This window comes from Tsukamurella pseudospumae (genome assembly GCF_001575205.1).
GTDB classification, from domain to species: Bacteria; Actinomycetota; Actinomycetes; order Mycobacteriales; family Mycobacteriaceae; genus Tsukamurella; species Tsukamurella pseudospumae.
Genome location: NZ_LSRE01000018.1, coordinates 1 through 24,926, shown reverse-complemented (window position 1 = coordinate 24,926; position 24,926 = coordinate 1). Strand labels below are relative to the sequence as shown.

The following is a 24,926-nucleotide window of genomic DNA, read 5'->3' as shown; positions in this document are numbered from 1 at the left end:
CGCAGCCGCTTACTGGATGTTCACGTCGACGCTGGCCGGCAGGTCGATGCGCATGAGCGCGTCGACCGTCTTCGGCGTCGGGTCCAGGATGTCGATCAGCCGCTTGTGCGTACGCATCTCGAAGTGCTCGCGCGAGTCCTTGTACTTGTGCGGCGAACGGATGACGCAGTACACGTTCTTCTCCGTCGGCAGCGGCACGGGACCGACCACGCGGGCGCCGGTGCGGGTCACGGTCTCGACGATCTTCCGAGCAGACGCGTCGATCGCCTCATGGTCATAGGCCTTGAGCCTGATGCGGATCTTCTGTCCCGCCACGCTGTGTCCTCTTCCGTCAAGTGTTCAAACGTATTGCTAGACACACGGACAGCTGAATCACCTGCGGGAACGTATCCCGCCTGAAGTCGATCGACGCTGTTCATGTGTCAAATTGCTCCGGCCCACGCGGTCGGGCGTGTCGCGCTGGCGCTCATGCTCCGCCGTGTGTTCCGGTGGCTCCCGCGAGGGCGCCGGGTCGATACCGTCATCGAGTGGCAGACCAGCCCGTATCACGGAGACGTCATACGAGACCGCGCCGCCCGACAAGGCAACCCGACCAGTATGCACTGCTCGAGCCGCTTCTTCAAATCGAACCGGTCGATCCGGTCGGTGCGATTCGCGTCACACCCGGCGAGCCGTGCGCTCTGGAAGAATGAGTCCCATGACCGAGCAGCGCGTCGCGCCGAAGCTGGGCGCGCTGATCCTGGTGGGATCACTGGGCGCCGGGGTCGTCGGCTGCACCATTGACTCCAGGACCGGGCCCGGCGGACCGTCGGCCTCCGTGGCCGCGTCGAAGGCCCGGATCGTGGCGCGCCCCGCTACTACCGTCCGCGACGACGCCGTCCGCTACACCTATCCAGCGCCGAACGCCGACCCCCGGCAGAACTACGGCACTCTCTACCTCCCGCGGGGCGCGCACGCCCCGCGCTCGCTCCCGGTGGTGGTGCTGATCCACGGCGGTGGATGGCGGAACCGCTCCAGCGCCGGCTACATGGCCGAGGTCGCGCGGGCGCTGCAGGCGGCCGGCCTGGCGGTGTGGAACATCGAGTACCGGCGCGTCGGGTCCGGGGGCGGCTGGCCCACCACCTTCACCGACGTGGGGTACGCCGTCGACCACGTGCCCGCCCTCGCGGAGGCCGCACCCGCGCTGGATCCGGCGAACGTGATCCTCGTGGGGCACAGCGCCGGCGGTCAGCTCGCGGCGTGGGCGGCCTCGCGGCGCATCCTGCCGCCGGGGTCACCCGGAGTGACCTGGCCCGCGGGCGGCGGCCCGACGGTGACCCCGCGCGCGTTCGTGTCCATGGCGGGTGTGCTCGACATGCGCACCAGCTCGCGCCTCAACGATCACGTGCGGAACGCGCTCGGCGGGATGCCCGACCGGGTGCCCGAGCGGTACGCCCTGGCCAACCCGATCCAGCGCATCGACCCGACGATGCCCTCCGTCGCGATCCACGGGACCAAGGACACCGTCGTGCCGGACGAGGAGTCCGTGGCCTTCGTCGCCGCGGCGCAGGCTCTGGGCGCACCGTCGCTGCTGGTCCAGCTCGACGGTGCCAACCACGGCACCCCCGTCAACACCCGATCGCCGTACTGGCCGCGGATCCAGGCGACGATCGTGCGGCTCGCGAACGAGGGCTTCGACGCCCTCGCCGCGAACCCGCCCCGCTGACCGGCGCGGCACAGCCCCCGGATCACTCGGCTGATCTCCGGCCCCGGGCCCATGCCGCCAGCCATGGATCCTCGGTGCGAGTCTGCGGCGACACGCCGAGCGGTCGTCGACGACACGCACCGAGGATCGGCCAGGCGGACTCGTCAGGCCGTGAACCAGCGGCGCGCGGGCTCCGACGCCCACAGCAGGATCGGGACCGCGATCGTGGCGACGACACCCCAGCAGGTGAGGATCATCAGCCCGGCGGCGACGGTCGCGATGATCGCGATGCGCTTGGTCCGCTGCTGCAGCAGGAGCACGCCGGCCGCCACACCGAACAAGCAGATGAGGAGCTGGGCGATGCCGACCCCGACGACGATGCCCGTGGCGGCGCCGTTGTCGAGCCCGGCGACGCTCACCGACGAGGTGAAGATGCTGATCAGGGACAACAGCCCGAACAGGCCTCCGAACGCGATGAGCACGATCGCCGCGGCGAGCACCGTGCCGGGCCGGGTCGTGGGCACCGGACCGCCGAACCCGGGCTGACCGAAGCCCTGCTGCGGGTAGCCGGGCTGACCGTACGGCTGCTGGTATCCGGACTGACCGTAGGGCTGCTGTTGCGAGTAGTCCGGCTGGCCGTAGGGCTGCTGGCCGTAGGGCTGCTGCTGCGGGTAGCCGGGCTGGCCGTAGGGCTGCTGCGGGTACTCGGGCAGGCCGCCGTTCTGCTGTCCGCCCTGCGGGTTCTGCGGATCCTGCGGGCTCTGGCCGTACGGGTCGTTCGCGGTCATAGATCTCCCCTTCACTGATGTGTCCGATCACGCTACCCCCGGTTCCCCCGGTCGCGTCTCGCACTTGAACTTACCGCGCGGTAAGATAGCGGTATGACGAACACCAGCACGTTGAAGATGTGGCGCACGCTGAGCGACAAGCCGCTCGGCAAGCTGGCCTTCTCGGCCGCCGCCTCGCTCAAGGCCCCGTACTTCGCGTCGGTCACCCCGTACATCTCCGAGATCGAGTACGGCCGCGCGGTCGTCCACGGCCCCAAGTGGTGGTTCGTGCAGAACCACATCGGCACCTTCCACGCCATCGCTGCGTGCAACCTGGCCGAGGTCGGCATGGGCATGGTCATGGAGGCCTCCACGCCGGGCACCCACCGCTGGCTGCCGAAGTCGATGACGGTGGACTACCTCGCCAAGGCCGAGTCCTCGCTCGTCGCGACCGCGACGCTGGCCGAGGAGATCGACTGGGAGGCGATCACCACCGGGCGCGAGGTCGCCGTCGACATCGCAGTCCGCGACAAGAAGGGCACCGAGGTGGTGCACGCCCGGATCACGACCTGGGTCACACCCAAGCCCTCGAAGTGACCGATTTCTGCAACTCACACACCACTGGCAACGTGAGTTAACAGGGTTCACTCGGTTTACAGGCGGTGTGGTGTGTGGCACGCTACCGTCGCACAGTCCTGCGCCCGGCCCGAGGAGAATCATGCGCCGCACCACCGTGACCACGCCCCGCTCCGCGGCCGCGTCCGTCGCCCGTCGGGCGGCCGCCACGATGGCCGCCCTGGGCACCGTCGCCGTGCTCGTGCCCGGCTCGGCCCAGGCCGAGCCGGTGACCACCATCGTCCCCGGCAGTTCCGTGCTCACGGTGTCGAAGCTCGTCGGGAACGTCGCCGACGGACGCGGTTGCACCGTCGGGTTCATCGGGCAGCGCCCCGACGGTTCGCGGGTGGGCCTCTACGCCGGCCACTGCGGCGACCAGGGCCAGCAGGTCGTGGTCGACGGCCGCATCGTCGGCGTGAACACCGCCTCGTCGGCGCCCAGCCTGACCAAGACCGATCTGTTCGTCGTGCCGGACGCCCCCGACTGGGGCGTGTTCGCCCTCGACCCGAAGCTGGCGAAGGCCGCGCCCGGCGGCCGGATCCGTCCGAGCACGGTCGGCACCGCGCGGGCCGGCGACCAGGTCTGCAGCCAGGGCATCTCGTCCGGCTGGCGCTGCGGTTCCGTGGTGAGCGTCGACGGCGGGTACATCGCCACGACGATCCCCGTGCAGGTCGGCGACAGCGGCGGGCCGCTGATCCGCACCTCCGACAACGCCGCGCTCGGCATCGCCAGTCGCGCCGCCACCTTCGACGGTCCGCTGCGCCGCAACGGTTCCCTCTTCTACGACCTGGGTTCTGCGCTCCGCGCGAGCGGCACGTCGCTGGTCGTCGGGTAGTCAACGCCGCAGCGAGGCCCGTCTCCGTGGCAGGCACGAGATGTCTCGATCGTGCGCGTGAGCCCCGAGCGGCGCACTCGGATTCCGTCCACCTCGGACACGCTGTCCGGACCGGACAAGATCCGAGTGTCGCGGGAAAGCCCTGGGCGGCCTAGCCCGCGAACCAGGCCCGGGCGGACTTCGAGCCCCACAGGAGGAGCGGGACGGCGACGGTCGCGATCAGGCCGGTGCACGTCGCGCCCAGGATGACGGCCGCTGCGGTCGCGACGATCAGCGCTGTGCGGGTCCGCTTGGCGAACAGGAGGACCGCGCCCACCAGGCCCGCGACCGAGCTGACCACCCACAGCAGCCCCAGCGGCACCCCGATCTCCTTGTCGGCGAATCCGGAGATCCCCAGCAGGAGCCCGAACAGGCTGCAGAGGATCAGGACGATCGCGGAGACGATCGCCTGCCACGGCAGCTTCGTCGGCACCGGCGTACTCGGCGTCGCGAATGCCGGGAACGAGGGCTGGGACCCGTAGGGTGCCGGGCCGGACCCCGACGGGAACGGCGCGGCCGACGGCCGCACCGGCCCGGCACCGCCCTGGTACGGGGGCGGCGTGTGCGGCGCGGCGGGCGGCGGGGTCTGCGGAGGCACAGGGGTGGGAGCGGCCACCGTCGGGCGGGCGGCGGGGCCCGAACCGACCGACCGGGCCGCGGTCTCGAGCGCCCGGGCGAAATCGGCGCAGGTGCGGAACCGTCGGGCCGGATCCGCGGCCATCGCGGCGGACAGCGCACGATCGAGGGGTGCCAGACGCGGATCGGTCTCCGCGGCGCGGGGCACCTCACCGCGCATCTTGCGGCTGATCACCGCGCCGGGCGTGGTGCCCGCGAACGGACTCCTACCGGTGAGCAGGGTCAGCGCCGTCGCCGCGAGTGCGTACTGGTCCGTGCGGCCGTCGACGTTCTCGTCCGCGAGTTGTTCCGGCGCGGCGTAGGTCACGGTGCCGACGGCCATGTTGGTCGCGGTGAGCCCGGCATCGTCATCGATGCGGCGCGCGATCCCGAAGTCCGCGAGCAGGACCCGCCCGCCGGCGTCCGCGCCGGACTCGGCGAGCAGCACGTTGGCCGGTTTGACGTCGCGGTGGATGAGCCCCTTGCCGTGGGCGTGGTCCAGCGCGGAGGCGACCTGCGCGATCACCGAGACCACGTCCGCGACCGGCAGTCCGCGCGGATGCCGGTCGCGGATCAGCTGATCCAGGTCCGTGCCCGCGACGTAGTCCATCGACAGCCAGAGCTTGCCCTCGGACTCGCCGCGGTCGTGGACGCCGACGATGTTCGGGTGGAACAGCGTGGCGGCGAGGTCTGCCTCGCGGTTGAACCGGACCCGGTAGGACTGATCGTGCGACAGGTCCTGCGGCAGGATCTTCAGCGCCTCCTGCCGCGGCAACCGCGGATGCGCGACGAGGTACACCTCGCCCATCCCACCCGCGCCCAACCGACGAACCACCCGGAATCCGGCGAATTCCTCACCGGCCTGCATCGACATGCGCGAATCCTAGCGACCGCCCGACGGCGGCTTCGGGCATACCTCCCGAATCCGCCGGATTTGCGATCGCGCCGTGAATGCTGCGGCGCGACCGTCGTTTCCGCCGGTATCGGGACGCTCTACCGGGCGATCAGTCGCGCCAGAGCGTCGCCGGATCGGTGGTCTCGGCCGACGGCGCCGCCGGGGTGCCGGCCGGCGTACGGGAGAACCGCGGCGCGGGCATCGGGGCCATCGCTCCCCCGACCTCCTGCAGGTTGCCGCGCGCCGCCATGTGCGGGTGCTTCGGCGCCTCCTCGAAGGTGAGGATCGGCGCGACGCAGGCGTCGGAGTCGAAGAAGACCTCGGCCCACTCGTCGCGGGTGCGCGTCTTCAGCGCGGCACCGATCGCGGCGCGCAGCTCGGGCCACCGGGCCTGATCGAGCTGGAAGGGCAGGTCGTCCTGCTTGAGGTCCAGCTTGGTCAGCAGCTCCGCGAAGAACTGCGGCTCGATCGCGCCGACGGAGACGTACTTGCCGTCGGAGGTCTCGTAGGTGTCGTAAAAGGGCGCGCCGCCGTCGAGGGTGTTGACCCCACGCTCGTCGCTCCAGATGCCCTGGCCCCGGAAGTCCCACTGCATCTGCCCGATGAGGGAGGCGCCGTCGACCATGGCGACGTCGATGACCTGCCCCTTGCCCGAGGTGTTGCGCTCGTAGAGCGCGGCGAGGACGCCGAAGACCAGGAACATCGAGCCGCCGGCGAAGTCGCCGACGAGGTTGAGCGGCGGCACCGGGCGCTCGCCCTGGCGGCCGATCGCGTGCAGGATCCCCGTCAGCGACAGGTAGTTCATGTCGTGGCCGGCGCGCTGCGCGAAGGGGCCGTCCTGGCCCCAGCCGGTCATCCGGGCGAAGACGATGCGGGGGTTGCGCTCGAGCACGACGTCCGGCCCGAGGCCGAGGCGTTCCATGACGCCGGGGCGGAAGCCCTCGACGATGACATCGGCGCGGTCGATGAGGTCGAGGATGGTGGCGATGTCGTCGGGATTCTTCAGATCCGCCTCGACGATGGTGCGGCCGCGCTTGACGCCGGACGGCTTGCCGGTCAGACCGGTCACACCGACCCCCGGACGCTGCACGGACACCACGTCGGCGCCTTGGTCCGCGAGCAGCATCGCCGCGTGCGGGGCGGGTCCGAGACCGGCGAACTCGACCACCTTCAGCCCGGCGAGCGGACCCTGCTTCGTATCAGTCATGAATGCACGCTAACTTGCCCGTACTCTGAGCGGGTGACCTGGCTCTCGATTCACGACCCCGAAGGCCCCGGGACCGCCGCGCGCGCGACCCTTGTTCTGGCCCACGGCGCCGGCGGTGACCGGGACCAGGCGATGCTGCGGTTGCTCGGCGAGGAACTCGCGCAGCGCGCCGTCCGCACCGTCCGCATCGACCTCCCGTTCCGCAGGCAGCGTCCGAAGGGGCCGCCGTCACCGTCGGGCCAGACGGCGGACCGCGCCTCCTTCGCGGAGACCGTGCGACTCCTCGACATCGACGGTCCGGTCCTCTGGGGCGGACACAGCTACGGCGGGCGGATGGCGTCGATGGCCGTCGGCGAGCCCGCCGACGGTGCCGCGCTCCCCGACGGCCTGGTCCTGCTGTCCTATCCGCTGCACCCGCCTGGCCGCCCGGAGAAGGCGCGCACGGCGCACCTGCCGGGCATCGAGATCCCGACGGTGCTGGTGCACGGCAAGCGCGATCCCTTCGCCTCGCCGGAGGAGCTGGCCGAGGCCGCCGAGCTCATCACCGGCCCGACCACGATCGTCGAGGTCGCTGCGGCGCACGATCTGGCACCCGCGAAATCCGGCGCCCCGGCCAGGGCCGCCGACGCGATCGTGGCGCTGCTCGATCAGCTGAACGCGTAGTCCTCGATCGGGAAGGTCCGGGCGTCGCGGCGGGCGCCGATCACGGAGCTGGGGCGCAGCAGCGTGGCCTCGCCGTGCGGGTCGAAGTAGTAGCTGCGGCTCCCCGCACACGAACCGCGTTGGAACACCGACCTTTCCAGCCGGTGGCTCATGGTCTCCAGGAACCGCGCATTGGCCTGCTCGGTGACCTCGACGGTGCGGGCCGAACGCCGGTCGATCTCGTCGAAGACGCGCCGCAGGTGCACCATCTGCGCCTCGATGGTCCAGAAGTACGACAGCCCGGTGTAGCTGTAGGGGCTGTGCAGGCTGAAGAAGTTGGGGAACTTCGGCACGGCCATGCCCTCGTAGGCCTGGAACCGTCCCTCGCGCCAGAACTCACCGAGGTTGCGTCCGTCCCTGCCGGTCACGTCGATCGCGGGGAAGTTCTTCTCCCACAGCGAGAACCCGGTGGCGAGCACGAGCACGTCCAGCTCGTGGACGGTGCCGTCCGTCATCTCGATACCGTGCGGCAGCACCCGTGCGATCGACGAGGCCTCGAGCGTGACGTTCTGCCGGGAGAAGGTCGGGAAGTAGCTGTTGGAGAAGGTGGGCCGCTTGCAGCCGAAGGAATACGACGGGGTGAGCGCCGCCCGCGTCCTCGGGTCGCGGACCTGGGCGAACATGTGCGCCTTGGCCAGCAGCGCGGCGATGTCGTTGAACCGGTGCCCGTACTGGTAGTTCAGCACGCCGACAGAGTTGAGCACCTCGAGCGCACTCGAGTTCGCCAGGCGCGCAGCGCGTTGCGTGACCGGCAGCCGCCGGAACAGCGCCTTGACGGGGCCGGGCACCGGGAAGTCGACCTTCGGCACCACCCAGATCGGCGTCCGCTGGAACACCGTCAGGTGCCCGGCGACCTTGGCGAGCTCCGGCACGAGCTGCACGCCGGTCGCGCCGGTGCCGATGACGCCGATCCGCCGACCGGCGAGCGGCACGTCGTCGTCCCACTGCGCGCTGTGGACGACGGTGCCGGCGAAGTCCTCGACGCCCTCGATGTCGGGCAGCTTCGGCTGGCTGAGGAAGCCGGTGGCGGTGATCAGGTAGCGGGTGCGCAGCTTCTGCTCGAGCCCGCCGTCGCGCACCACCGTGACCTCCCACTCGGCGGCCCGAGCGTCCCACCGGGCGCCCCGCACGTCGACGCCGAAGCGCATGAGCGGCCGCAGGCCGTACTTGTCGGCCACCCGGCTCGCGTACGCCTTGAGCTCCGAGCCCGGCGCGTAGAGCCGCGACCAGCCCGGGTTCGGCTCGAAGGAGTACGAGTAGGTCACCGACGCGATGTCCACCGCGAGCCCCGGGTAGTGGTTGACGTGCCACGTCCCGCCCAGGTCGTCCTCGCGTTCGAGGATCAGGAGATCGTCGATGCCGCGACCCAGCAGCTCGATCGCGGCCCCCATGCCGCCGAATCCCGCCCCGACGATGATCACGTCGTGTGCCATGCCCGCCCCTTTCGGTGAACGAAACGTCAGTTCCATCGCAAACCTACACCGATGTAGGACCGATACCCTGATTCCATGACCCAGGACGATCCGTCCACCCGCTTACGACGGGGCGCGAAGCTGGGCGGAGCCGTGGCCCGCCAGGCCGTCGACCGCACCGTCGCCCGGGCCCGCGCACGGACCCCCGAGGAGCGCACCGCCGCCGAGGAGCAGGCCGCGCTGCGCGCCGCGGACCGCCTCGTCGCCGTGCTGGGGTCGATGCGCGGCGCGGCGATGAAGGTCGGGCAGGCGCTGGCCACCGTCGACCTGGGGCTGGTGCCCGAGCACGCCCTGCCGGCCTTCCAGGAGAAGCTGACGGCGCTCACCGATCGCGCGCCGGGCGCCGCGTTCTCCGAGGTCCTGCCCGTGATCGAGGCGGACTGTCCGCGGGGCGCCTTCGCCGACATCGATCCCGAGCCGATCGCCGCCGCCTCCATCGGCCAGGTGCACCGCGGCATCACCGCCGACGGTCGCGCGGTGGCGATCAAGGTCCAGTACCCGGGCGTCGACGGCGCGATCCGCGCCGACCTCAAGAACCTCGCTCTGCTGCTCACCGTGTGGCGGGGCCGCCGCGCCTCCGCCGTCCGGACCGAGGCCGTACTCGCCGAGATCAGCGAAACCATCCTCGCCGAGCTCGACTACCCGGGCGAGTGCCGCGCGCAGTTCGGCGTGGCCCGACGGTACGCCGGCCACCCGTTCATCCGGGTGCCCGCGCCGCTGCCGGAGCTGTCCGGGCCGCGCGTCCTGGTCACCGAGTTCGTCGACGGTGCGCGGTTCGGCACGCTGGAGTCGGCGCCGCGCGAGGTGCGCGACCGCGCCGGGGAGATCCTGCACCGGTTCTACGTGGGCGGCGTCTTCCGCGACGGCGAGTTCTGCGGCGACCCGCACGCCGGCAACGTCCTGGCCTGCGACGACGGACGGCTCGCCTTCCTCGACTACGGGCTCTACAAGACGCTCGGCCCGGAGTCGGCCGCGTTCGAGCGGGAGTGCTTCCGCGCCGCCGTCGCCGACCGCGGCGACGACCTCGTCGCCCTGCTGCGCGCCGCCGGAGCCCTCCGCGGCGACGGGCCCGGCGCCGACACGTTGCTGCGCTACTTCCGGCTGTCGGCGCCGTGGCACCTGCGGCCGGGACCGGCGACGATCACGCCCGCCGAGGTCAAGCGGGCCGTCGCGGTCGCGACCTCGCCGCCCGAGGCCGATCCCCCGCTGCGCCTACCTGCCGCGCACACCTTCTCCCGACGGGCGGAGCTGCTCACCTTCGGCATGATCGGCGGCCTCGAGGCCACCGCCGACTGGCACGGCATCTGCCGTGAGTGGATCCACGGCGACCCCCCGTCCACCGACCTCGGCCGCGAGCACGCCGCCTGGCTCGCGCGGTGTGGCGGATAGTGCCCGCTGGGCGGGCAGAATCCGCCACACGTCGGGCCGATAACCTGGACGCATGAGCCTCACCCCCCATTCGACCCGCAGCCAGATCGTCACCGTCGCCGAGGTGATCGATGAGACGGAGCTCGCGAAGTCCTTCGTCTTCGACGTCGAGTGGGACTACCGGCCGGGGCAGTTCGTGACGGTCCGCGTCCCGTCGGAGCTGACGGGGTCCGTGGCCCGGTCCTACTCCCTGTACACCTCCCCGTTCGACGCCGGCAGGCCCGGCGTCACGGTCAAGCGCACCGTCGACGGATACGCCTCGAACTGGCTGTGCGACAACCTGACCACCGGCTCCGAGCTGGAGGTCCTGCCGCCGTCGGGCGTGTTCGTCCCGGAGAGCCTCGACGTTCCCCTGCTGTTGCTCGCCGCGGGCAGCGGCATCACGCCGATCATGTCGATCCTGTCCGCGGCGCTGACGGCGGGGACGCAGCCGATCACGCTGCTCTACGCCAACGCCGATCCGGCGGCGACGATCTTCCGCGCGGAGATCGCCCGCCTGGAGGCCGAGCACGAACGGCTGACCGTCGTCTGGTGGATGGAGTCCGAGCGCGGTATCCCCGACGCGGACATGCTGGCCGCGCTGCTCACGCCGTACCACTCGCGCAACACCTACCTGTGCGGTCGCGACGAGTTCATGGCGGCGTGCAAGGAGGCGTGCAAGGTCATCGGGACCCCGCGCGAGCAGGTGCACCAGGAGATCTACGCCTCGCTCACCGGCGACGCGTTCGCCGACATCGTGCCCCACGAGGTGGCGGTCACGGCGGACTCGCCGCAGGTCACCGTGTACAACCTGGGAGCGACCTTCACGGTCCCGTGGCCCGAGGGCGAATCGCTGGTGGACGTACTCATCAACAACGGCCACGACGTGCCCTACTCGTGTCAGTCGGGCGAGTGCGCGACCTGCCTGTGCAAGCTGACGAAGGGCACCGTCGAGATGGCGGTGACCGACGGTCTGGACCCCGATGACGCCGAGGACGGCTACATTCTGGGGTGCCAGGCGAAGCCCACGTCGCCGGAGTTGGAGGTCGAGTACTGATGCGTATCCGCGGAGCCGTGCTGGAGGAGATCGGGCGCGCGCGTCCGTACGCACAGTCGTCGCCGATCTCGGTCGGCGAGCTGGAGCTCGCGCCGCCCGGCCACGGTGAGCTGCTCGTGCGCATCGAAGCCGCGGGCCTGTGCCACTCCGATCTATCGGTGGTCGACGGCAACCGCGTCCGGCCCGTGCCCATGCTGCTGGGCCACGAGGCCGCCGGCATCGTGGAAGCCTTGGGCGAGGGTACTTCCGGAGTCGCGGTCGGCGACCGCGTCGTGATGGCCTTCCTCCCCCGCTGCGGCGAGTGCGGCAATTGCCGTACCGACGGCCAGCTTCCGTGCACGCCCGGCAGTGTCGCGAACAACGCCGGCGAGCTGCTCGGCGGCGGCCGGCGGCTCTCCCGCGACGGCGCCGAGGTCCACCATCACCTGGGCGTCTCCGGCTTCGCCACGCACGCCGTGGTCGACGCACGCTCCGTGACCCGCGTGGACGCCGACGTCCCGCCCGAGATCGCCGCGGTCCTCGGCTGTGCCGTGCTCACCGGCGGCGGCGCGGTCCTCAACGCCGGAATGCCCTCCGGCGGCGATGATGTCATCGTCATCGGCCTGGGTGGGGTCGGCATGGCCGCCGTCCTCACCGCCCTGTCCCTCAAGTCCGACGGTGCCGTCGGCCGCGTGATCGGCGTCGACGCGCAGCCCGCCAAGCTCGACGCGGTGCGCGCCCTCGGGGCCGACGCCGCCTACACCCCTGCGGAATTGGTGGAGGCGGGCGTGCGAGCACCGGTCGTCATCGAGGCCGCCGGACACCCTCGCGCCTTCGAATCCGCGGTCGCGGCCACCGCGGTCGGCGGGCGGACGGTCACCGTCGGACTGCCCAATCCCGCTGCGCGGTCCGAGATCAGCCCCCTCGTGCTCACCGCCGAGGCCCGCACGATCGTCGGCAGCTACCTCGGATCCGCCGTGCCACAGCGCGACATCCCGCGGTACGTCGAGCTGTGGCGCGCCGGGAAGCTCCCGGTGGAGAAGCTGATCAGCGGCGTCATCACCCTGGAACAGATCAACGAGGGCATGGACTCCCTGGCCGACGGTGCCGCCGTCCGCCAGGTGATCCGGTTCTGACTAGCCCTGGTCCGGCGGTGACGCCGGCCGGGGCCAGTCCAGCGGACGCTGCTGGGCGTCGAGGCCACCGTCGGCGAAGATGACCGAGCCGACGACGTAGCGCGAGTCCGGCCCGAGGAGGAAGTCGGTGAGCGCGGCGATCTCCTCCGGCCGCCCCGCGCGACGGGCGGGGACCAGTTCGAGGAAGGCCTTCATCGCGGCGGCGATGTCGGGGTCGACGTCGCGGGTCATGGGGGTGTCGATCATGCCGGGGGCGATGGCGTTGAGTCGGATCCCGTCGGCGATGTACTCGGCGGCGTGCGTGCGCACGAAGTAGGCGAGCGCCGCCTTGGTCGCGGGATAGGCGAGCACCGAACCGTACTCGCCGTACGAGTCGGCCAGGTCGCAGGCGTCGTGCTCGTCGCCTCGCAGGCACGTCTCCGCCAGCTCCATCGGCCAACCGGGCTGGGTGGTGGTCGAGTTCGAGCTGACCAGGACGGCGGACGCCGCTGCGGAGCGGGCCAGCAGCGGACGCAGCCCGACCAGCAGGTCGACGGCGCCGAAGTAGTTCACCGCGACGAGCGACGACCCGGGGCGACCGCCCGCGGGACCGATCCCGGCGAAGGCGGCGAAACCGTCGACCGCGCCGCTCCCGACCAGCTCCCCGATCCGGGCGACCGCCTCGAACCGTCCGCCCGGCGACCCGAGGTCCGCCTCGACGTCCGCGCCCGCCCGGTCGACGCCGATCACCCCGTGCCCCGCAGCGTGCAGGCGATCCGCGGTGGCGGCACCTATTCCGGATGCCGAACCGGTGACAACGTACGTACCCATGTACCCACGGTAGCGCCGCGCCGGCCCGGTAATCCGGATGCCCCGTCGATTCGTCCGGATTAGGGTGGTGGTCACCCGACGAGAGGAGACAGCATGACCGCCGACGGTGTCGCCGACAAGTTCAAGGAAGCGCTGGAGAAGAAGAACGCCGCCAACCGCAAGGGCTCCGCCCATCTGGACGGCTCGGCGAAGGGCCAGGCGCCCCACGGCTCCGAAAGCCACCAGCAGCAGTTCCGCCGCAAGAGCGGATAGCGACGAGTGCCCGCGGCGGCCGTCGGGACATCGGATAGGATTGCCATTGCACATCCGGGTCGCGCGAGGAGGCGTTCATCGACCTTCCGCTGCTCGTCCCCATCCCCGTCGGCCGCCCGCAGGCACACGGCGTTCCCGCGTCGGAAACCCCTGAGATCCAACAGGTCCGCGCCGTCGTCGCATCGATCCTCGGCTCGTTGCGCAGTGGCCCGCACCTCCCCGAGTCGGGGCTGAACTGGGCCGTCGCCTACCTCACCCGCGGCTCCGAGCCACTCCTCGCGGCCACCACCACGGACGCCGGATGGCTGCCGCGCGGCACCGTCGTGCCGGCCGACGTGCGCGTCCTCTGGAACGTCCCCACCGCGGCGGCGTGGGCCACCGTCGACGATCCCGTGCGCCAACTGATCGAGTTCGCCGAAGAGGGCGGCTACACGATCCGCGCGGTCGCCACCACGCACCCCAGCCGGGCGCATCACATCCCGAACGGGCCCTGGAAGCTCGTCGGGCAGCGCCACCCAGGGCCGGTCCTGCCGCGGCGCGCCACCCGGTTCGAGGTCGTCGCCTCCCCCGCCCGTGTCGAACAGATCCGGGCGATGAACCCCGAGGCGGCAGCCCGGCAGACCCGCGCGCTCCTGCGCGACCTGGAGCGGGTCACCGTCGACCCGGCGCACGCGATCGGCGTCGACGAGGCGCGCACCGAGGCCCGGCGGTACCTGTCCGGCGGGCACCAGGTGCCCGAGGAGGTGCTCGCCCAGCTCCTCCTCGACCAGGACGCCCTCGCCGACGCTCTCAGCCTGACCCGCACGTCGCCGCGCGTGCTCACGGCCGGCAGCGGGCCGCCCGACGGTGCCGCGCTCCGCGACCGCCTGCTCGAGCGCGCGCTCGTCGAGGCCACGCTCTCCGCGGCCTATCACGATGTCGAGTCCGCGGTGTACGCGTGGACCTTCGCCCGCTACCTGGCCCGCTGATCCACCGTCACGGGTAGGTCTTGTACCGGTCCCAGTTCCGGTTGCACAGGTACTGCGCGGCGTAGAACACCACCTGCTGGCGCTCCCACTCGGGGTTGCCCGCCTGGCGGTACAGCGACTGCGTCGCCGCGACGGTGCTCGCGGGGTTGCGGTCCAGGGCCGCACAGGCCTGGTACCCGAACCGGAGCATCTGCGCGTCGGTGGTGCGGTTCCCGAAGGGCTTGACGAAGTCGTGCATGTTGCTCGTGACCACCAGGAACCGGCCCTGATCGAGCCGTCCGTCCGCGTGGGCCGGGGCCTGGACCAGCGTCGCGGCCCCCAGCGCCGCGATCCCCGCCGCCATCGCCCTCATCAGCTTCGACATCGTCCGCTCACCTCCATCGGGTGGGGCAGCGCCCCACGTGCCGACGATTATCGCCGATCGACGTCGTCCGCGTGACGATTCGCTGACGTCCCGGCCGCGGGGCGGGCGGGGTACCTTCGGGCTGCCTACCGTGGAGGCATGAGCACCTTGGACGATGCACTGACCGCCCAGAAGTCGCGGGCCGCCGCCGCGGGCGGGCCCGCCGAGATCTTCGCCGCCGAACAGCGCTCCCTGTCCGGGACCGCGCCCACCGGCGTCGCGAGCCCCGGCACCCCACTGCCCGACGGTGCCGTCCTCGACCCGTACGGCACCCCCACCACGCTGCGCGCGGTGCTCGGGGGCAGGCCGGCCGTGATCGTCTTCTACCGCGGCGCGTGGTGCCCCTACTGCAACCTCACCCTGCACACCTACCAGGCCGAACTCGCGCCGGCCCTCGCCGCACGGGGCGTCGAGCTCGTCGCGATCAGTCCGCAGAAGCCCGACGGTTCGCTGTCGGCCGCCGAGAAGAACGAGCTCACCTTCGCGGTGCTGTCCGACCCGGGCCTGGCGATCGCCGATGCACTCGGCATCGTCACCGCACCTTCCGACGACGCCCGCGCGGCCCAGCTGGAACTCGGTCTCGACGTGACCGCGGCCAACGCCGACGGCACCACCCGCCTCCCCTATCCGACGGTGCTCGTCGTCGACGCCGGAGGCACCATCCGCTGGATCGACGTGCACCCCGATTACACGACCCGCACCGAGCCGTCGGCGATCCTGGAGGTCGTGGACGCGCTCTGACCCGCCCGCGTCGCCCCGCCACCACCTGAGAGCCGACCGTGGGATCGGTCACGGATCGGCCTCGAACCCCTTCCCGCAGTAGCGCGATCGCCGATTCACCGCCAGTCTGAGGGCATCGACGAGAGGGGTGGATCACGATGACGCACTACCTGGCCGCGGGCGAGACCTGGGGCATCGCGAGCGGGGACTTCCTCTTCCTCTACCTCGTCCTGTGCTTCTTCTCCGTGGGTGCCGCGCTCATCACGCGGGGCGCTACCGGCGATCGCGGTCGCCGGATGGCCGTGCTCAGCCCGGTCGAGGTCGGGATGCTCGTCTCCGACGGGAACGCGGTCCTCGCGGCGATCGCCCAGTTGCGCGTCGCCAGGGTGATCGACCAGGACGGCACACCCGTCCGGTCCATCACTCGGGAGGATCGCGCCACCCTGGACTGGTTCGTCCGGTCGGTCGGAGAGCGCATCGCGAGCGGGTCGACGTCCCTGGTGAGGGACCTTCAGACGCCGCTGCGGCAACTGCGCTCCGCTCTCGTGCGCGACGGCCTGCTGCGCCGGCACCCCCGCACCGCGGGGTCCGCGCTGCTGCTCCTGCCGGTGATCGTCCTCGGATTCGCCCGCCTCGGCGCCGGGATGGCGCACGGCAGGCCGGTCGGATTCCTGGTCCTCGCGATGCTCGCGATGGGCGGGCTGTTCCTGTACTTCGCGTTCCGCACGCGTCGGCGCACCGCCGCCGGCCGCCGTGAGCTCGAGGCGGCCCGGCAGCGCAACGCCTACCTGCATCCGCGGCTGCAGCCCTCGATGCGCACGTACGGCCCCCAGGCGGCGGCGTACGGCGCGGCCCTGTTCGGCGTCGCCTCGCTGATGCTGTTCGACCCGGTCCTCGCCGCCGCGCCCGCAGCCGCGCAGGCGGCCGCCATGACCCCCGCGTTCACGATCGGCGGCGGCACGGGATCGGGGTCCAGCTGCTCGTCGGGCTCGTCCTTCAGCAGCTGCTCGTCGGGCAGCAGCTGCGGCTCGTCCTCGTCGTCCAGCAGCAGCTGCGGCGGGGGTGGCTGCGGCGGGTGACGGCGCACCGTCAGGGTTTGAGCCCTCGTCATTCAATATCGAAGTCACACAAGTTCATATAGTGTGCCGTGCTTGCTGAGCATTGTCGTCTCGACCGATGCGGCTAGCGCAGAATCGCGAATAAGGACACCGAACTCGACATTGCGATTCTCTGCACTGAAGGAAAAGTTGGCGCTCGTCAGCAGGAGCACCTCGTGATCGATGATGATGAACTTGGCATGACTGACGACCCGCTTGCCATTCGGCAGCTCGGCTGACTGGTAGACCGTAGCCTTCGGCAGTTGGTTCTTAACCTTGACTGCATCGGCCTTGTCTCCATCGACGTAGACGGTGACGACGACACCTGGCTGCTCGGACGCCTCCTGCAGCACCCTCCACATCTGGGAGCTTCGCTCGAAGTTGTACGTCGCGCACACGACGGACTGACGCGCTGCCTGAACAAGGCGGTGAAACTCACCCGTCAGGTGGCCGGTCTTCGCTTCGTTGCCCGGCATCGTCCAGACGGGCGTGAGGTCGCGAGTAAGAGACTTCGCCCCGGCGATGGCATGCAGCAACGCCGCCGCGCGCTCACCATCATCGTGGCTAAGTCCTGCATCGGCGAGCAATTGCTTAGCGTCGCCGCGACGTACGGCGTTGACGACAGCCAGTGCCTTGATGGTGTGCTGGCCGGAGGCGAACTGGACGGCGAGGGTTTCGGCCTCACTGGCGGTCAAGAACTCCCCGAGTGATGCGAAGGCGTCAGAAGGCATCAGTGCTCCCGAAGAACCCGGGCACGGTCTCATCCGTCGCCGTCGGGAGGTTGAGCAGGAACCGCCGGTCGAGGAAGCGATTGGCCTTCTCGCAGGAGGTCTCCGAAGCAAAGGAACAGCAGTGGCAAGCAGCGCCGTGTAGGAAGTCCTCCGGGTCGCTCGGGGTCCGTGTAGCGCACACAGGGTCGGATGAACACCGGGCAGCCCTGCGTAGTGCCCTAACCACAAGGTCGTGCATCTTCGACGGATCGGAGAGGGCCACGAGACCGCCCAACGTGCCTTCGCTGTCGGATGCGGTCGTGCAGATCAGCAGTCCGGCGGCGGCCTCGCGCTGCGGCGTACTCGCCCAGCCGTAGATTCGTTCGGTCAGGCTGGCCGCGCCATAGCCACTAGACATCGCCATCTCGCGGATGAGCGAGTGCGCGAACGTGTGCAATAGCCAATAGCGAGGCGCGGGCAGACGCAGGTCAGGGTCAACGTTCTTCGCGGTCTCAGAGAAGCGACGCTCGAAGTTGCGGCGATGGGCGGAGCGGTGTGCGTCCCACAGTGAGGTCGAGAGGATCGACTGCTCCCACGTCGCGACCGTGTCGAGATCGAGCTGGAGGAAGATACCTTCGCCCCGGTCCTCGGTGGCAGGAACCCAGGTCGGTTTGCCGTTGCGGGTGAGCTTCACCAGACGGCCAACAAGGTCGTTGACGCGGTCCATCTCGTCGAGGCGAGTGAAGCCGAGAACCGCGTTGATCTTCTTCATCTTGTTGACCGCGACGACACGACTGATCCGTTCATGTAGATCAGGATTGCGTGGCATCTCGGTGACCATGAGACCGCTGGAGTTCTGCTGCTGCGGGAACAGTGACGGCTTCTGGAGATAGCGCCACTCGGGCACGAGCAGGTCGACCGGGTCCCAAGCTGCGAGCTTCTCTTGGCGCTCCTCCTCGGAATCTGCAGGTGCGAGTGCGTCTGCCACCGCACCTGCGAGAGTCGCATCGTCCACCTCCGACAAGTCCAGCTTGCCGTCCGCGACATCACGGAGGGTCTCCAGATCGTCGGCGTATTTCGCGACCCGCTCGACCCCGATAGCGACACGCAGTTGATCGCCGAGGGCTTCCTTCTCCTCGGCGTCGGTGCGAGGCATGACGATGATCGACTGGGTGGAGGCAAACCAAAGGTTCGAGGCCCCCATCATGATGAGTGCGGGGCGGGCGTCGCAGCCGCTGTCGAAGGCATTGAGGTGCGGGTGGCGACCACGGCATTTCTGGGGGAGCTTGTCGCGGCCAATGGACCCCTGAGCCTCGGCCATGCCTCGAGTCTGACCACACGAGGCGCAAACGATGACCGAGCCGACACTCTTGCCGACATTGGCGTCCTTCATCTTCAGGTCAGGCAGTTCAGCCTTGGGGCACTTCTTGCCTCGATGGACCCACAGCGAGTACGGGAACTCGTCGAGGTGGCCATTGGTACATGTCAGCAGGTGCTGGGCAGGCACGGCGGGGCTACCTGACTTCCTTTTCACGTTGCCTCCTCTGCCGGGGCAGTTCTTGTGGGCGAACTGCGCGAGGTCGGGGCGAAAGGGGTGCGTGTTGGTGTAGTCGAAGCGCGGCAGCGGACCGAGGTAGTCGCACGCTGTGCAGCGGAACCATTGCGGGAACACCCGTCCCGGGATGCCGAGATCGGAGCCCTCACTCGACATGCCCATCCGCTTCGGTTGCCACGGGAACGGACGCAGCGCGTCGATCTGATTTCCACGCAGTACGCGCACAACTTTCAGCAGTCGTGGTTCGACGATCGAGGGCACGTGGTCACGTCGCTTCCAGATCGTCTCCCAGTCATCAAGGCCTGCAGGCATGACCGAGAAGTTTGGCAGGTCCATGATCGCGCCAGGACCGTAGGTGTAAAGCAGCGACGAAGGACGGGCCGAGCCGACCTTGGCTCGGTTCTTTACGGCACCTTCCTCAGCGTCCCCCAACGGGTCGAGCATCTCGTGCTCGTCGTGCAGCATGTCCTCGCCGAACTCAGGCAGCAAGTCGGTCATCAGTCCTCATCCCAGACCGGCAAAACCCAGTCATCGACACCATCGGGTTTCCTCGCGAACAGCCGGTCGGGCACCGGGCTGACCAACAGATTGATCTCGGGCTGGACCTCGCGCATGGAGTTGGCGATCACGAACGGCGCCTCCACCGAGCTGCCGACGGACTCCCTCGCGTTCTCGGGGCTGACGATGAGCGGCAAGTACTTCCCGCCCTCGCCCGTGCGCTCGTAGACGAGTGTCTTGTGCATGTCGGCGGCGCGCTTGGCACGTTCGGCCCAACGGTCAATCCGATTGACGAGCAGGTCGTTGGCTCTCTTGGTCGCGGATTCATCGAGAGCGGCGGCGGCGATCCGCTTCTTGAGCTTCCCAGCGATGACCTCAACCGCAATGCGCTGCTCTCTGATCCGCCACGCCTCGCGCTCGGGGGAGAGTCCGTCAGGGACGGCCGCTTGAAGGACACGGGCAGCGCTCACGAGCAGCCCATCGATCCCGCGCTCCAGCGAGGTCGGTGAGTAAGGCGTGACCGACAGGGCTTCGACCTGAGCGTAGAAAGTCTCGTGGTAGTGCCGGAATTGTTCGAAGTGCGCAAGGTCGCGCGGCCGGGCCCAGTTGCCAAGGGACACGACCAACCCAGGACGTGCCGAAGGGTCGCGGCCAACGCGAGACGATGCCTGGATGTACTCAGCGGTGTTCTTGGGCTGGCCGACGACCAGCATCAGACCGAGGCGCTGGACGTCCACGCCGACCTGCAACATTGACGTCGCCAGTACGACGTCAAACGGCGAGTCGGCCTCGGTGCGACGAGCAGTCTTCTCGCCTGCCTTGTCGTCGGCGATGCGCTGGCGAGCAGCGTCCGTGGTGTCATATCCGGGGTCGAACTCCAAGCCGAGGCGGTCGAGAGTCGCACCAATCTCGGACGACGCGATACGGGATGTCAGCTCACCGGTCTTCAACAGACCGAAACTTGCGCCACGCCGGCTCGGGAAGCCGGAGTCCTTGCGCGGGCGCTTGACGCGACTTTGCACGTCGTCGGCGACATACCGAGCCATACCGGCGAGCTCACGGGTGGCGTTGAAGTAACCGACCAGCGTCATGTACGGATCGGCAGCGACCCCAGCTTTGTCGAGCAACAACTGCCCGGCCGAGAGCAGAACTTCCGAGACGCGGATCTCGGCACTCGACAGTCGCACGCCCTGGGCGCTGACACCGATGTAGCGCCGACCTGGGGTCGAGCCGTCCAAGGGGACTTCTTCGGAAAAGAACGTGTCAGCGACGTCGAGGACCTGCGGCGGGAATATTTCGACCTGCCGGCCGTAGAGTCCGCGCACCTGCTCCTGCGCATTGCGCACGGTTGCTGTCGAGGCGACAATAAGCGGCTTCACCGGCGCACCGTCAAGGGTGTCCCACGACGACAACATCTCGACGGCCACCTCAAACAGTCCGACCGAGGTGCCGAGTGCACCGGTGATGAGGTGCAGCTCATCTTGGATGATGAGGTCCGGTGGTCGGAGGCGGCCGACGGGTGCAACAGTCGCGCCAGGCATCCCGCCCTTGGCAGGGTGCGAACCGACCTGACATGGCGCATAGTCAGCGTGAACGTAGCCGTGCCGCCCGCAGCGCTTGCTGACGAACCCGAAGAGCGCAGCTGCTTCGCCTTCACGAGCGAGGCGCGCGAATTTGTCGACCGTGGCGATAACGAAAGCCGGGGTGAGACGGTAGATCTCCTCATCCACGGTCAGGACGGGCAGGCCCTCCCTGACTTCTCCGCCCTTCGAGAATGGGCAACGTGCCAGCTCGTCGCCGCAGTGGACGAAGACTCGGCGGTAGTTCGCGTCTGCCTTGACCTGGGCTCCGGTGATCGGCGTCCCGCACCACGGGCAGCGCTGGATCTGAAGGACGGTCAGACGATGACCGAAGCCCTCGTTGGCCTTCTTGAGTTGCTCGTCGGCTTCCTCGAACCGCTTGGGGCTGACGTCGGTTCCTACCCACAGTCCGATGCGGAACGGCTCTGTGCCCCAGGTCTTCTCGTCATCCAGGCGGGCAAGTTCAGCGGCGCAGACAAGCGCAGTCGCACGTTGGAACTGCTGGGCGGTCAGTAGGCGGAGCGTGTAACGCATGAGCACCGCGATGCCGGCACGTCCGTCAAGCGGTCCATCGACCGACTCGACGACGCCCTGACGGCGACGAATCGCGAATGTGTAGGCAGCGAGCCCGAGGTACGCCTCGGTCTTGCCACCACCGGTCGGGAAGAACAGCAGCTCGACCTTCGACTGGTGTTCCGAACTGCGGACAGACGCGGTTGGGTCGGTCAGCGCGCCGAGCTGCATCAAGATGAAGGCGAGCTGGAACGGGCGCCACGACGCGGCCAACGGGCCCCGGCCCGCAACGCTCTCTCGCGCCGCTTGAATGGAAAGCATCGCATCAGCTGCGCGAGCCGCCGCCACCTGTGAGGCGATGCGCTGGTCGCGCATGACACGGTTCATGAACTGGAAGCAGCGCAGCGCTTCGGCATCGGCGGCGACGTGCTGCAGTCCAGCGACGAGTCGCGTGTGAGCCTCGCGTGCCTCCCACAGTGCGACCTCGGCAGTGGCCTGGAGGTGGCTAGGCAGTGTGGCTGCCTCGGCTTCCTGTGTGGCCAGCCACGCACCGTACCCATCAACCAGCGGAGCAAGGCCCGACCGCAAGCCGTCTGCGGTGACGGTCGAGAGCACGTCCATCGACAACGTCGCGTCTTCAACCGAGCGCGCCTTGGTCTGCGCGGTCTCTCCAATTGGCAGCCAGGTCGTCTCAATAGCAGTCGCGCGACGCGAGCCGGTCTTCAGCGTCCAGTCGGCCGAGCAGGTGCGACCGATCGCGAACTCCAACCGGTTGCGGTACTGGAGGTTGAGACGCTTGACCTCGTCGTCGTGCTCAGGCCAGTCCTGTTCCATCACGTCCTGCACCGGCAAGAACACTTCGCCGCCGCCCGCATCCACAAGAAGCTTGGTCTGGAACAACCACATACTCAGCGGGATCGGCATGGGGGTTTCGCGGTCGTTGCACAGCGCGATCTCCACGAGTATGCGATCGAACTTGGGGTCGTCGTACCGGTCGATTCGAAGGACGATCGACTCCTTCAACCCGACCGTCGCGGTCTGACCGGGAGTGACATCAGCGAGACGCACGGTACGAGTCTCTTCGACGGGCGTGCGCTGGTACTCGCGCACAGGACGACCGGTCTTGGTGACCTTGTCGGTCTCAATCGTCTCGTAGGTGCCCCACGAGGCGACGACCCGGAACGCTTCCAGATCAGCAGGCACCTGAAATCGCACGCCCATCGACGCGGGGATCATCAGTCCCTGCTTCGGCGCTCGGTCCTCGGCATCGTCGTCCTCGCTATCCGCCTCGGTGTCGTCGGCGGCGTACGCCGGCACGCCACGCCCCTCGGTCACACCGTCAACATCTGCGCGGACCTCGACGAGGTCGCCACCGTCGGTGTCGTCCGATGTCGCCGTCGCCGAGCCGATCAGTTTGACCGGCGCGATGTGCCCGACGAGGTACTGCGAGCGAGGGCTGAACGGGAGGGTCTCCTCGGGGCCGTGGATAGGACCGAGCAGTTCACGCTGGAGGATGTCCACAAGGTTCTCGCGCACCGCATACGACGAGCCATCCAGGTCATAGTTCAGCTCGTACGACGCCTGCGGACCAGCAACGTCAGTGGTTACCTCTGTCACAGGTCACAAGTATGCCGTAGAGGTGCGGCAGAGCGCGGGCACAACCGCACAACCTGCGACAGTCGCGCGCCGTCTCCGATCTCCGCCCAAGGTAGTGCCCTCACGCCGAATCCCTAGCCCGCCAGCGGAGCAGAACGCGATCCTCGTCGAAGTAGCGACCAACCACACCTCGGCGGACTCGGAGGCTCTCCAGCTGAGTCAAGAGAATCTTGCGCCGCGCCTCGTCGCTACTGCCGGCGGCCGCCCAGTGAGCCTCTACTGTCGAGCCACCGAGTGGCTCCCTCCCGCGGTCGGCCAAGAGGCGAGCGATGAGGTAGGGGTCGAAGGCTGATCGGCTCATGGTCTGGCGGCACGACGGGCAGTACAGCACCGGCCGCTTCTGGTTAGTACCTCGGCAGAGAAACACATCGCAGTCATCGCAGCGGACGACACGCGACAGGAAGGGGCTCGTCGCCTCCCGCTCACTCCGCTTTCGGGCCTGCGGAGCGCTCCGCGCATCGAGCAACTTCTGAAGGACTGTGAACTCCTCGGCGGTGATAACTGCGAGTGCTTCGTTGACAACCGGCTCGCCCTCTTCATCGCGGAACACAGCGAAAGGATCGGCACGCTTCGCACTCTTGGGGCGGCCGGGGTTGTGCGGGCTCATGCCGGCAAGCACCGGGTTTCGAAGAATGCCGTCAACTGTCTGACGATTCCAGGCAATGCCGCCCGATTTGCGTCGCGCGATTGACCCCGCGGGCAGGGGAGCGCCTTCGGACGTCAACCAGGTGGTGATGGCGTTGACGGTCACACCTCCGAGCGCTTTGCCGACGATCGCAACGAGCCAAGGTTCGCGGTCTGGGTCCTTGACGAGCACCCAGCCGGGACCTCCGGGGTTTCGGGCTGACAGGTAGCCGTACGGGATTCCGCCACCAGCCCAGCGGCCGTCCTTCAGGAGCTGCGCCCGAGCCGCCCGGACACGAGCACGAATGGCCTCGGCCTCCATCTCGCCGAAGACCGCGAGCATCACTGCGAAGGCGCGGCCCTGCGGGCTGGTCATGTCGATGGGGTCCTCGACGGCAACGAGGCCAGCTCCGCGCTTCTGGAGCGCTTCGTCGGCGTGGAGGAAATCGAGGACTCGCCGAGCAAGCCGGTCGACCTTCCAGATGATGACCGCGTCGAAGTCGGTCGCGGCGAGGAGAGCTGCCCAGCCGTTGCGGTCTTCGGGGCGATTGGCCGTGGCCGAGACACCGTCGTCGACGAACTCGCCTACCACGTCCCACCCTCGGGCCTCGGCGTACCGACGACAGGACTGAAGCTGGCGGACGATGGAAACGGACTTGTCGACGACGGCTGAATACTGAGCAGTGATCGACGGGCGAAAGTTGAGCAGCCCGGTTACCTGTTGAGGGGTGATCACTGTGGAGGACTGGGCGGAGATCCGCCGGTTGCACTATTCGGAAGGGCTGCCGAAGGCGGAGGTCGCTCGGCAGCTGGGCATCGCGAGGAACACGGTTCGGGCGGCGTTAGCGTCGGATCGGCCACCGAAGTATAAGAGGGCACGGGTCGGCTCGGTGGTCGATGCGTTCGAGCCGCAGATCCGGGTGTTGCTGTCGCAGTGGCCGACGATGCCGGCGACGGTGATCGCGCAGCGGATCGGTTGGCCGTATTCGTTGACCACGCTCAAGGATCGGCTGCGGGAGATCCGGCCGGAGTTTCAGGGCGTGGATCCGGCCGATCGGATCTCGTATGAACCGGGGAAGATCGCGCAGTGCGATCTGTGGTTCCCGGATGCGAGGATCCCGGTCGGACCT

22 protein-coding genes and 1 pseudogene are annotated in these 24,926 nt (G+C 69.1%); 12 read left to right on the top strand and 11 right to left on the bottom strand.

Annotated elements, in window-relative coordinates; translation table 11 throughout:
- Positions 1-9: 9 nt before the first annotated feature.
- The gene (gene rpsJ, locus AXK61_RS14165) at positions 10-315 is read right to left on the bottom strand and encodes a 30S ribosomal protein S10 (protein ID WP_003938093.1); all 306 of its coding nucleotides are present in this window, start codon (positions 313-315) and stop codon (positions 10-12) included.
- 382 nt (positions 316-697) lie between these two features.
- On the opposite strand from rpsJ, the gene AXK61_RS14160 reads away from it, so the two are divergent.
- A complete protein-coding gene (locus tag AXK61_RS14160) occupies positions 698-1,705 on the top strand; it encodes an alpha/beta hydrolase family protein (RefSeq protein ID WP_068573195.1) in 1,008 nt (335 codons plus the stop codon).
- A 143-nt stretch (positions 1,706-1,848) separates the two neighbouring features.
- Here AXK61_RS14160 and AXK61_RS14155 read toward each other — a convergent pair whose 3' ends face one another.
- Positions 1,849-2,472, bottom strand: a complete 624-nt coding sequence (locus AXK61_RS14155) for a hypothetical protein (protein WP_068573193.1) — start codon at positions 2,470-2,472, stop codon at positions 1,849-1,851.
- 93 nt (positions 2,473-2,565) lie between these two features.
- Here AXK61_RS14155 and AXK61_RS14150 point away from each other — a divergent pair, with 93 nt between their 5' ends.
- Positions 2,566-3,048 carry a hotdog fold domain-containing protein gene (locus AXK61_RS14150; protein WP_068573191.1) on the top strand — a complete coding sequence of 161 codons (483 nt, stop codon included), beginning with the start codon at positions 2,566-2,568 and terminating at the stop codon, positions 3,046-3,048.
- Positions 3,049-3,169: 121 nt separating this feature from the next.
- The gene (locus tag AXK61_RS14145; RefSeq protein ID WP_068573190.1) at positions 3,170-3,901 is read left to right on the top strand and encodes a chymotrypsin family serine protease; all 732 of its coding nucleotides are present in this window, start codon (positions 3,170-3,172) and stop codon (positions 3,899-3,901) included.
- 151 nt (positions 3,902-4,052) lie between these two features.
- On the opposite strand, the gene AXK61_RS14140 is transcribed toward AXK61_RS14145, so the two are convergent.
- Complete coding sequence (locus tag AXK61_RS14140) at positions 4,053-5,429, bottom strand: serine/threonine-protein kinase (RefSeq protein WP_068573188.1); 1,377 nt, start codon at positions 5,427-5,429, stop codon at positions 4,053-4,055.
- Positions 5,430-5,559: 130 nt separating this feature from the next.
- Positions 5,560-6,657: a CaiB/BaiF CoA transferase family protein gene (locus AXK61_RS14135; RefSeq protein ID WP_068573186.1), complete on the bottom strand. Its 1,098-nt coding sequence runs from the start codon at positions 6,655-6,657 to the stop codon at positions 5,560-5,562.
- Positions 6,658-6,690: 33 nt separating this feature from the next.
- On the opposite strand from AXK61_RS14135, the gene AXK61_RS14130 reads away from it, so the two are divergent.
- Entirely contained in the window at positions 6,691-7,320 is a 630-nt protein-coding gene (locus AXK61_RS14130) for an alpha/beta hydrolase family protein (RefSeq protein WP_068573184.1), read from the top strand.
- Here the strand turns inward: AXK61_RS14130 and AXK61_RS14125 are convergent.
- Complete coding sequence (locus AXK61_RS14125; RefSeq protein WP_068745941.1) at positions 7,305-8,792, bottom strand: flavin-containing monooxygenase; 1,488 nt, start codon at positions 8,790-8,792, stop codon at positions 7,305-7,307. The two genes, AXK61_RS14130 and AXK61_RS14125, sit on opposite strands and share 16 nt — an antisense overlap.
- A 75-nt stretch (positions 8,793-8,867) precedes the next feature.
- Here AXK61_RS14125 and AXK61_RS14120 point away from each other — a divergent pair, with 75 nt between their 5' ends.
- The 3 genes from AXK61_RS14120 to AXK61_RS14110 are packed head-to-tail and all read left to right on the top strand — an operon-like array spanning position 8,868 to position 12,410.
- On the top strand, positions 8,868-10,220 hold the full coding sequence (locus AXK61_RS14120; RefSeq protein WP_068745939.1) for an ABC1 kinase family protein: 1,353 nt from the start codon (positions 8,868-8,870) through the stop codon (positions 10,218-10,220).
- A 52-nt stretch (positions 10,221-10,272) separates the two neighbouring features.
- Positions 10,273-11,295 (top strand): ferredoxin--NADP reductase, encoded by a 1,023-nt coding sequence (locus tag AXK61_RS14115; RefSeq protein ID WP_068573178.1) that lies wholly within the window; start codon positions 10,273-10,275, stop codon positions 11,293-11,295.
- The gene (locus AXK61_RS14110) at positions 11,295-12,410 is read left to right on the top strand and encodes an alcohol dehydrogenase catalytic domain-containing protein (protein ID WP_068573176.1); all 1,116 of its coding nucleotides are present in this window, start codon (positions 11,295-11,297) and stop codon (positions 12,408-12,410) included. Before AXK61_RS14115 ends, AXK61_RS14110 begins: the two co-directional genes overlap by 1 nt.
- Here the strand turns inward: AXK61_RS14110 and AXK61_RS14105 are convergent, their stop codons facing one another.
- Positions 12,411-13,220, bottom strand: a complete 810-nt coding sequence (locus AXK61_RS14105) for an SDR family oxidoreductase (RefSeq protein ID WP_068573174.1) — start codon at positions 13,218-13,220, stop codon at positions 12,411-12,413.
- Positions 13,221-13,313: 93 nt separating this feature from the next.
- Between AXK61_RS14105 and AXK61_RS25420 the strand changes: the two genes are divergently transcribed.
- Both AXK61_RS25420 and AXK61_RS14100 read left to right on the top strand, forming a co-directional pair.
- Positions 13,314-13,472, top strand: coding sequence for a DUF5302 domain-containing protein (locus tag AXK61_RS25420; RefSeq protein ID WP_175400061.1), 159 nt, complete (start codon positions 13,314-13,316; stop codon positions 13,470-13,472).
- Between the two features lie 197 nt (positions 13,473-13,669).
- Positions 13,670-14,440, top strand: coding sequence for a hypothetical protein (locus AXK61_RS14100; RefSeq protein WP_068573173.1), 771 nt, complete (start codon positions 13,670-13,672; stop codon positions 14,438-14,440).
- Between the two features lie 7 nt (positions 14,441-14,447).
- On the opposite strand, the gene AXK61_RS14095 is transcribed toward AXK61_RS14100, so the two are convergent.
- The gene (locus AXK61_RS14095) at positions 14,448-14,804 is read right to left on the bottom strand and encodes a DUF732 domain-containing protein (RefSeq protein WP_068573171.1); all 357 of its coding nucleotides are present in this window, start codon (positions 14,802-14,804) and stop codon (positions 14,448-14,450) included.
- A gap of 138 nt (positions 14,805-14,942) precedes the next feature.
- Here AXK61_RS14095 and AXK61_RS14090 point away from each other — a divergent pair, with 138 nt between their 5' ends.
- The gene (locus tag AXK61_RS14090; RefSeq protein WP_156485674.1) at positions 14,943-15,584 is read left to right on the top strand and encodes a peroxiredoxin-like family protein; all 642 of its coding nucleotides are present in this window, start codon (positions 14,943-14,945) and stop codon (positions 15,582-15,584) included.
- Positions 15,585-15,721: 137 nt separating this feature from the next.
- Positions 15,722-16,642, top strand: a complete 921-nt coding sequence (locus AXK61_RS14085) for a TIGR04222 domain-containing membrane protein (RefSeq protein ID WP_068745936.1) — start codon at positions 15,722-15,724, stop codon at positions 16,640-16,642.
- 44 nt (positions 16,643-16,686) lie between these two features.
- Here the strand turns inward: AXK61_RS14085 and drmC are convergent, their stop codons facing one another.
- The 4 genes from drmC to AXK61_RS14065 all read right to left on the bottom strand — a co-directional run bounded on the left by drmC (position 16,687) and on the right by AXK61_RS14065 (position 24,532).
- Positions 16,687-17,355, bottom strand: coding sequence for a DISARM system phospholipase D-like protein DrmC (gene drmC, locus AXK61_RS14080; protein WP_197466809.1), 669 nt, complete (start codon positions 17,353-17,355; stop codon positions 16,687-16,689).
- A gap of 25 nt (positions 17,356-17,380) precedes the next feature.
- On the bottom strand, positions 17,381-19,423 hold the full coding sequence (drmB, locus tag AXK61_RS14075; protein ID WP_068745932.1) for a DUF1998 domain-containing protein: 2,043 nt from the start codon (positions 19,421-19,423) through the stop codon (positions 17,381-17,383).
- A complete protein-coding gene (gene drmA / locus AXK61_RS14070; protein ID WP_068745929.1) occupies positions 19,423-23,133 on the bottom strand; it encodes a DISARM system helicase DrmA in 3,711 nt (1,236 codons plus the stop codon). Before drmA ends, drmB begins: the two co-directional genes overlap by 1 nt.
- A 100-nt stretch (positions 23,134-23,233) precedes the next feature.
- Positions 23,234-24,532 (bottom strand): recombinase family protein, encoded by a 1,299-nt coding sequence (locus tag AXK61_RS14065; RefSeq protein ID WP_197466808.1) that lies wholly within the window; start codon positions 24,530-24,532, stop codon positions 23,234-23,236.
- Here AXK61_RS14065 and AXK61_RS14060 point away from each other — a divergent pair.
- Positions 24,525-24,926 (top strand): annotated as a pseudogene (locus AXK61_RS14060) (IS21 family transposase); the annotation flags it as partial. The gene AXK61_RS14065 and the pseudogene AXK61_RS14060 overlap by 8 nt on opposite strands.

What these genes read in the sequence shown, in the direction of transcription:
- AXK61_RS14160 (WP_068573195.1), top strand. Translation starts at nt 698, where the DNA reads ATGACCGAGCAGCGCGTCGCGCCGAAGCTGGGCGCGCTGATCCTGGTG.
- AXK61_RS14155 (WP_068573193.1), bottom strand. Translation starts at nt 2,472, where the DNA reads ATGACCGCGAACGACCCGTACGGCCAGAGCCCGCAGGATCCGCAGAAC.
- AXK61_RS14150 (WP_068573191.1), top strand. Translation starts at nt 2,566, where the DNA reads ATGACGAACACCAGCACGTTGAAGATGTGGCGCACGCTGAGCGACAAG.
- AXK61_RS14145 (WP_068573190.1), top strand. Translation starts at nt 3,170, where the DNA reads ATGCGCCGCACCACCGTGACCACGCCCCGCTCCGCGGCCGCGTCCGTC.
- AXK61_RS14140 (WP_068573188.1), bottom strand. Translation starts at nt 5,429, where the DNA reads ATGTCGATGCAGGCCGGTGAGGAATTCGCCGGATTCCGGGTGGTTCGT.
- AXK61_RS14135 (WP_068573186.1), bottom strand. Translation starts at nt 6,657, where the DNA reads ATGACTGATACGAAGCAGGGTCCGCTCGCCGGGCTGAAGGTGGTCGAG.
- AXK61_RS14125 (WP_068745941.1), bottom strand. Translation starts at nt 8,792, where the DNA reads ATGGCACACGACGTGATCATCGTCGGGGCGGGATTCGGCGGCATGGGG.
- AXK61_RS14120 (WP_068745939.1), top strand. Translation starts at nt 8,868, where the DNA reads ATGACCCAGGACGATCCGTCCACCCGCTTACGACGGGGCGCGAAGCTG.
- AXK61_RS14115 (WP_068573178.1), top strand. Translation starts at nt 10,273, where the DNA reads ATGAGCCTCACCCCCCATTCGACCCGCAGCCAGATCGTCACCGTCGCC.
- AXK61_RS14110 (WP_068573176.1), top strand. Translation starts at nt 11,295, where the DNA reads ATGCGTATCCGCGGAGCCGTGCTGGAGGAGATCGGGCGCGCGCGTCCG.
- AXK61_RS14105 (WP_068573174.1), bottom strand. Translation starts at nt 13,220, where the DNA reads ATGGGTACGTACGTTGTCACCGGTTCGGCATCCGGAATAGGTGCCGCC.
- AXK61_RS25420 (WP_175400061.1), top strand. Translation starts at nt 13,314, where the DNA reads ATGACCGCCGACGGTGTCGCCGACAAGTTCAAGGAAGCGCTGGAGAAG.
- AXK61_RS14095 (WP_068573171.1), bottom strand. Translation starts at nt 14,804, where the DNA reads ATGTCGAAGCTGATGAGGGCGATGGCGGCGGGGATCGCGGCGCTGGGG.
- AXK61_RS14090 (WP_156485674.1), top strand. Translation starts at nt 14,943, where the DNA reads ATGAGCACCTTGGACGATGCACTGACCGCCCAGAAGTCGCGGGCCGCC.
- AXK61_RS14085 (WP_068745936.1), top strand. Translation starts at nt 15,722, where the DNA reads ATGACGCACTACCTGGCCGCGGGCGAGACCTGGGGCATCGCGAGCGGG.
- drmB (WP_068745932.1), bottom strand. Translation starts at nt 19,423, where the DNA reads ATGACCGACTTGCTGCCTGAGTTCGGCGAGGACATGCTGCACGACGAG.